The 220-nt window shown below is 50.0% G+C and carries 1 pseudogene; it reads left to right on the forward strand.

The window, feature by feature from the left end:
* Positions 1–200: pseudogene (locus tag CHH91_RS21045) on the forward strand (ABC transporter substrate-binding protein); the annotation flags it as partial.
* Positions 201–220: the final 20 nt, after the last annotated feature.

A 220-nucleotide genomic window follows, 5' to 3' on the forward strand; every position in this document is an offset into this window, starting at 1 on the left:
AGGACGCAAACTTCCTCCATATCGTCCAAGACGATGATGGCTTATTTGAGGAAGGGCTGGCAAACAATGCAGTATGGAATGATTTGAATTTTGTAAAGGAGGGCCGGGTTTATGCCCTTGGCGGTGACACGTGGCCGTACGGTGGCCCTCTGTCGGCAATGACGTTGATCGACCGCACCGTTGAAGCATTAGACCAGTAAGTGATGAATGAACAAGGCAA

Source organism: Virgibacillus sp. 7505 (assembly GCF_002272135.1).
In the GTDB taxonomy this organism is placed as follows: domain Bacteria; phylum Bacillota; class Bacilli; order Bacillales; family Amphibacillaceae; genus Terribacillus.